Raw genomic sequence first — 5,513 nt, 5'->3', positions numbered from 1 at the left:
TAGCGCCAATATGAGAAGAGCCATACCGCTGATTCTGCGTTTGCTGATGAACTAAGTCAACCTCAGCACTAACCTTGCGAGTCATTTCTTTGATTTGGTCATTGGTAAAATACTGACCAGCCGTTTGAGCTTGAGTAAGCATTTGGCGCATAATCTCGGAAACCTGCTGTTGCTTGGAAAGATTGGTGTTTTCCATAATAGACGCAACGCGAGCAGTAGACTCCTTCTGTTGATAAGCAAGCATCTCATTTTGTGCATATACCTGGTCTTTCGTATTCTGGCGTGAAGTCGCCGACTGAATGCCAGCAATCTCTTTTTGAGTCTCATTTTGCATCTCGGCAATCTCTTTCTGATTGTCCAGTTGCATTTTAGTAAGCTCTTTTTGATTCTCAAATCCGGCGTCAACCATACCAGCAGAGGAAGCATCAGCACCAGCACGCTCCCAAGCATTAAGCTCAGGAAATGCAGCAGCAAGATAATCACGAGTATCCTTTCCTTTATCAGCGGCAGACTTGCCACCAAGTCCAACCAAATCAAGCAACTTATCAGAAACGGCAGAAGTGCCAGCCTGCAACGTACCTTCAAGAAGTCCTTTACCAGCTTTAGCCATAGCACCAGAAACAAAACTAGGGACGGCCTCATCAGGGTTAGGAACATTAGAGCCTTGAATGGCAGATTTAATACCAGCATCACCCATGCCTACAGTATTGTTATCGGTAGCAAGCACATCACCTTGAATGCCACCGGAGGCGGCTTTTTGACCGCCTCCAAACAATTTAGACATGGCGCCACCAGCAAGAGCAGAAGCAATACCGCCAGCAATAGCACCAAACATAAATCACCTCACTTAAGTGGCTGGAGACAAATAATCTCTTTAATAACCTGATTCAGCGAAACCAATCCGCGGCATTTAGTAGCGGTAAAGTTAGACCAAACCATGAAACCAACATAAACATTATTGCCCGGCGTACGGGGAAGGACGTCAATAGTCACACAGTCCTTGACGGTATAATAACCACCATCATGGCGACCATCCAAAGGATAAACATCATAGGCAGTCGGGAGGGTAGTCGGAACCGAAGAAGACTCAAAGCGAACCAAACAGGCAAAAAATTTAGGGTCGGCATCAAAAGCAATATCAGCACCAACAGAAACAACCTGATTAGCGGCGTTGACAGATGTATCCATCTGAATGCAATGAAGAAAACCACCATTACCAGCATTAACCGTCAAACTATCAAAATATAACGTTGACGATGTAGCTTTAGGTGTCTGTAAAACAGGTGCCGAAGAAGCTGGAGTAACAGAAGTGAGAACCAGCTTATCAGAAAAAAAGTTTGAATTATGGCGAGAAATAAAAGTCTGAAACATGATTAAACTCCTAAGCAGAAAACCTACCGCGCTTCGCTTGGTCAACCCCTCAGCGGCAAAAATTAAAATTTTTACCGCTTCGGCGTTATAACCTCACACTCAATCTTTTATCACGAAGTCATGATTGAATCGCGAGTGGTCGGCAGATTGCGATAAACGGTCACATTAAATTTAACCTGACTATTCCACTGCAACAACTGAACGGACTGGAAACACTGGTCATAATCATGGTGGCGAATAAGTACGCGTTCTTGCAAATCACCAGAAGGCGGTTCCTGAATGAATGGGAAGCCTTCAAGAAGGTGATAAGCAGGAGAAACATACGAAGGCGCATAACGATACCACTGACCCTCAGCAATCTTAAACTTCTTAGACGAATCACCAGAACGGAAAACATCCTTCATAGAAATTTCACGCGGCGGCAAGTTGCCATACAAAACAGGGTCGCCAGCAATATCGGTATAAGTCAAAGCACCTTTAGCGTTAAGGTACTGAATCTCTTTAGTCGCAGTAGGCGGAAAACGAACAAGCGCAAGAGTAAACATAGTGCCATGCTCAGGAACAAAGAAACGCGGCACAGAATGTTTATAGGTCTGTTGAACACGACCAGAAAACTGGCCTAACGACGTTTGGTCAGTTCCATCAACATCATAGCCAGATGCCCAGAGATTAGAGCGCATGACAAGTAAAGGACGGTTGTCAGCGTCATAAGAGGTTTTACCTCCAAATGAAGAAATAACATCATGGTAACGCTGCATGAAGTAATCACGTTCTTGGTCAGTATGCAAATTAGCATAAGCAGCTTGCAGACCCATAATGTCAATAGATGTGGTAGAAGTCGTCATTTGGCGAGAAAGCTCAGTCTCAGGAGGAAGCGGAGCAGTCCAAATGTTTTTGAGATGGCAGCAACGGAAACCATAACGAGCATCATCTTGATTAAGCTCATTAGGGTTAGCCTCGGTACGGTCAGGCATCCACGGCGCTTTAAAATAGTTGTTATAGATATTCAAATAACCCTGAAACAAATGCTTAGGGATTTTATTGGTATCAGGGTTAATCGTGCCAAGAAAAGCGGCATGGTCAATATAACCAGTAGTGTTAACAGTCGGGAGAGGAGTGGCATTAACACCATCCTTCATGAACTTAATCCACTGTTCACCATAAACGTGACGATGAGGGACATAAAAAGTAAAAATGTCTACAGTAGAGTCAATAGCAAGGCCACGACGCAATGGAGAAAGACGGAGAGCGCCAACGGCGTCCATCTCGAAGGAGTCGCCAGCGATAACCGGAGTAGTTGAAATGGTAATAAGACGACCAATCTGACCAGCAAGGAAGCCAAGATGGGAAAGGTCATGCGGCATACGCTCGGCGCCAGTTTGAATATTAGACATAATTTATCCTCAAGTAAGGGGCCGAAGCCCCTGCAATTAAAATTGTTGACCACCTACATACCAAAGACGAGCGCCTTTACGCTTGCCTTTAGTACCTCGCAACGGCTGCGGACGACCAGGGCGAGCGCCAGAACGTTTTTTACCTTTAGACATTACATCACTCCTTCTGCACGTAATTTTTGACGCACGTTTTCTTCTGCGTCAGTAAGAACGTCAGTGTTTCCTGCGCGTACACGCAAGGTAAACGCGAACAATTCAGCGGCTTTAACCGGACGCTCGACGCCATTAATAATGTTTTCCGTAAATTCAGCGCCTTCCATGATGAGACAGGCCGTTTGAATGTTGACGGGATGAACATAATAAGCAATGACGGCAGCAATAAACTCAACAGGAGCAGGAAAGCGAGGGTATCCTACAAAGTCCAGCGTACCATAAACGCAAGCCTCAACGCAGCGACGAGCACGAGAGCGGTCAGTAGCAATCCAAACTTTGTTACTCGTCAGAAAATCGAAATCATCTTCGGTTAAATCCAAAACGGCAGAAGCCTGAATGAGCTTAATAGAGGCCAAAGCGGTCTGGAAACGTACGGATTGTTCAGTAACTTGACTCATGATTTCTTACCTATTAGTGGTTGAACAGCATCGGACTCAGATAGTAATCCACGCTCTTTTAAAATGTCAACAAGAGAATCTCTACCATGAACAAAATGTGACTCATATCTAAACCAGTCCTTGACGAACGTGCCAAGCATATTAAGCCACTTCTCCTCATCCAACGCGTCAGTTTTTGACAGAATCGTTAGTTGATGGCGAAAGGTCGCAAAGTAAGAGCTTCTCGAGCTGCGCAAGGATAGGTCGAATTTTCTCATTTTCCGCCAGCAGTCCACTTCGATTTAATTCGTAAACAAGCAGTAGTAATTCCTGCTTTATCAAGATAATTTTTCGACTCATCAGAAATATCCGAAAGTGTTAACTTCTGCGTCATGGAAGCGATAAAACTCTGCAGGTTGGATACGCCAATCATTTTTATCGAAGCGCGCATAAATTTGAGCAGATTTGTCGTCACAGGTTGCGCCGCCAAAACGTCGGCTACAGTAACTTTTCCCAGCCTCAATCTCATCTCTCTTTTTGCGTTCTGCTTCAATATCTGGTTGAACGGCGTCGCGTCGTAACCCAGCTTGGTAAGTTGGATTAAGCACTCCGTGGACAGATTTGTCATTGTGAGCATTTTCATCCCGAAGTTGCGGCTCATTCTGATTCTGAACAGCTTCTTGGGAAGTAGCGACAGCTTGGTTTTTAGTGAGTTGTTCCATTCTTTAGCTCCTAGACCTTTAGCAGCAAGGTCCATATCTGACTTTTTGTTAACGTATTTAGCCACATAGAAACCAACAGCCATATAACTGGTAGCTTTAAGCGGCTCACCTTTAGCATCAACAGGCCACAACCAACCAGAACGTGAAAAAGCGTCCTGCGTGTAGCGAACTGCGATGGGCATACTGTAACCATAAGGCCACGTATTTTGCAAGCTATTTAACTGGCGGCGATTGCGTACCCGACGACCAAAATTAGGGTCAACGCTACCTGTAGGAAGTGTCCGCATAAAGTGCACCGCATGGAAATGAAGACGGCCATTAGCTGTACCATACTCAGGCACACAAAAATACTGATAGCAGTCGGCGTGTGAATCATTAGCCTTGCGACCCTCGGCAGCAAGAACCATACGACCAATATCACGAAAATAGTCACGCAAAGCATTGGGATTATCATAAAACGCCTCTAATCGGTCGTCAGCCAACGTGAGAGTGTCAAAAACGATAAACCAACCATCAGCATGAGCCTGTCGCATTGCATTCATCAAACGCTGAATAGCAAAGCCTCTACGCGATTTCATAGTGGAGGCCTCCAGCAATCTTGAACACTCATCCTTAATACCTTTCTTTTTGGGGTAATTATACTCATCGCGAATATCCTTAAGAGGGCGTTCAGCAGCCAGCTTGCGGCAAAACTGCGTAACCGTCTTCTCGTTCTCTAAAAACCATTTTTCGTCCCCTTCGGGGCGGTGGTCTATAGTGTTATTAATATCAAGTTGGGGGAGCACATTGTAGCATTGTGCCAATTCATCCATTAACTTCTCAGTAACAGATACAAACTCATCACGAACGTCAGAAGCAGCCTTATGGCCGTCAACATACATATCACCATTATCGAACTCAACGCCCTGCATACGAAAAGACAGAATCTCTTCCAAGAGCTTGATGCGGTTATCCATCTGCTTATGGAAGCCAAGCATTGGGGATTGAGAAAGAGTAGAAATGCCACAAGCCTCAATAGCAGGTTTAAGAGCCTCGATACGCTCAAAGTCAAAATAATCAGCGTGACATTCAGAAGGGTAATAAGAACGAACCATAAAAAAGCCTCCAAGATTTGGAGGCATGAAAACATACAATTGGGAGGGTGTCAATCCTGACGGTTATTTCCTAGACAAATTAGAGCCAATACCATCAGCTTTACCGTCTTTCCAGAAATTGTTCCAAGTATCGGCAACAGCTTTATCAATACCATGAAAAATATCAACCACACCAGAAGCAGCATCAGTGACGACATTAGAAATATCCTTTGCAGTAGCGCCAATATGAGAAGAGCCATACCGCTGATTCTGCGTTTGCTGATGAACTAAGTCAACCTCAGCACTAACCTTGCGAGTCATTTCTTTGATTTGGTCATTGGTAAAATACTGACCAGCCGTTTG

Annotated in this window: 9 protein-coding genes; all 9 read right to left on the bottom strand. The window is 44.7% G+C overall.

Translation table 11 applies throughout. The features are described 5' to 3' along the window. Positions 1 to 835: hypothetical protein (locus VME0621_RS27160; protein WP_065311753.1), on the bottom strand; the 835-nt coding region annotated here is incomplete at its 3' end. 8 nt (positions 836 to 843) lie between these two features. After that, a complete protein-coding gene (locus VME0621_RS27155) occupies positions 844 to 1,371 on the bottom strand; it encodes a hypothetical protein (protein WP_000487867.1) in 528 nt (175 codons plus the stop codon). A 110-nt stretch (positions 1,372 to 1,481) separates the two neighbouring features. Next, a complete protein-coding gene (locus VME0621_RS27150) occupies positions 1,482 to 2,765 on the bottom strand; it encodes a major capsid protein (protein WP_000065572.1) in 1,284 nt (427 codons plus the stop codon). 36 nt (positions 2,766 to 2,801) lie between these two features. Further along, positions 2,802 to 2,918: a phage DNA packaging protein J gene (locus tag VME0621_RS27145; protein ID WP_000033471.1), complete on the bottom strand. Its 117-nt coding sequence runs from the start codon at positions 2,916 to 2,918 to the stop codon at positions 2,802 to 2,804. Next, complete coding sequence (locus tag VME0621_RS27140) at positions 2,918 to 3,376, bottom strand: scaffolding protein D (RefSeq protein WP_000084700.1); 459 nt, start codon at positions 3,374 to 3,376, stop codon at positions 2,918 to 2,920. Before VME0621_RS27140 ends, VME0621_RS27145 begins: the two co-directional genes overlap by 1 nt. Then, positions 3,373 to 3,612: a phage DNA packaging protein C gene (locus VME0621_RS27135; protein WP_016670801.1), complete on the bottom strand. Its 240-nt coding sequence runs from the start codon at positions 3,610 to 3,612 to the stop codon at positions 3,373 to 3,375. Before VME0621_RS27135 ends, VME0621_RS27140 begins: the two co-directional genes overlap by 4 nt. After that, positions 3,545 to 3,697, bottom strand: coding sequence for a hypothetical protein (locus VME0621_RS27130; RefSeq protein ID WP_435988044.1), 153 nt, complete (start codon positions 3,695 to 3,697; stop codon positions 3,545 to 3,547). The genes VME0621_RS27135 and VME0621_RS27130 overlap by 68 nt, the downstream gene beginning before the upstream one ends. After that, positions 3,630 to 5,171: a replication endonuclease gene (locus tag VME0621_RS27125; protein ID WP_000252566.1), complete on the bottom strand. Its 1,542-nt coding sequence runs from the start codon at positions 5,169 to 5,171 to the stop codon at positions 3,630 to 3,632. Before VME0621_RS27125 ends, VME0621_RS27130 begins: the two co-directional genes overlap by 68 nt. Before the next feature lie 63 nt (positions 5,172 to 5,234). Then, on the bottom strand, positions 5,235 to 5,513 hold a 279-nt coding region (locus tag VME0621_RS27120), incomplete at its 5' end, for a Minor spike protein (protein ID WP_032574287.1).

It is taken from the genome of Vibrio mediterranei, assembly GCF_900088415.1.
GTDB classification, from domain to species: domain Bacteria; phylum Pseudomonadota; class Gammaproteobacteria; order Enterobacterales; family Vibrionaceae; genus Vibrio; species Vibrio mediterranei.
Note: the sequence above shows the minus strand (reverse complement) of the source record. Positions and strands in the feature narration are given on the sequence as shown.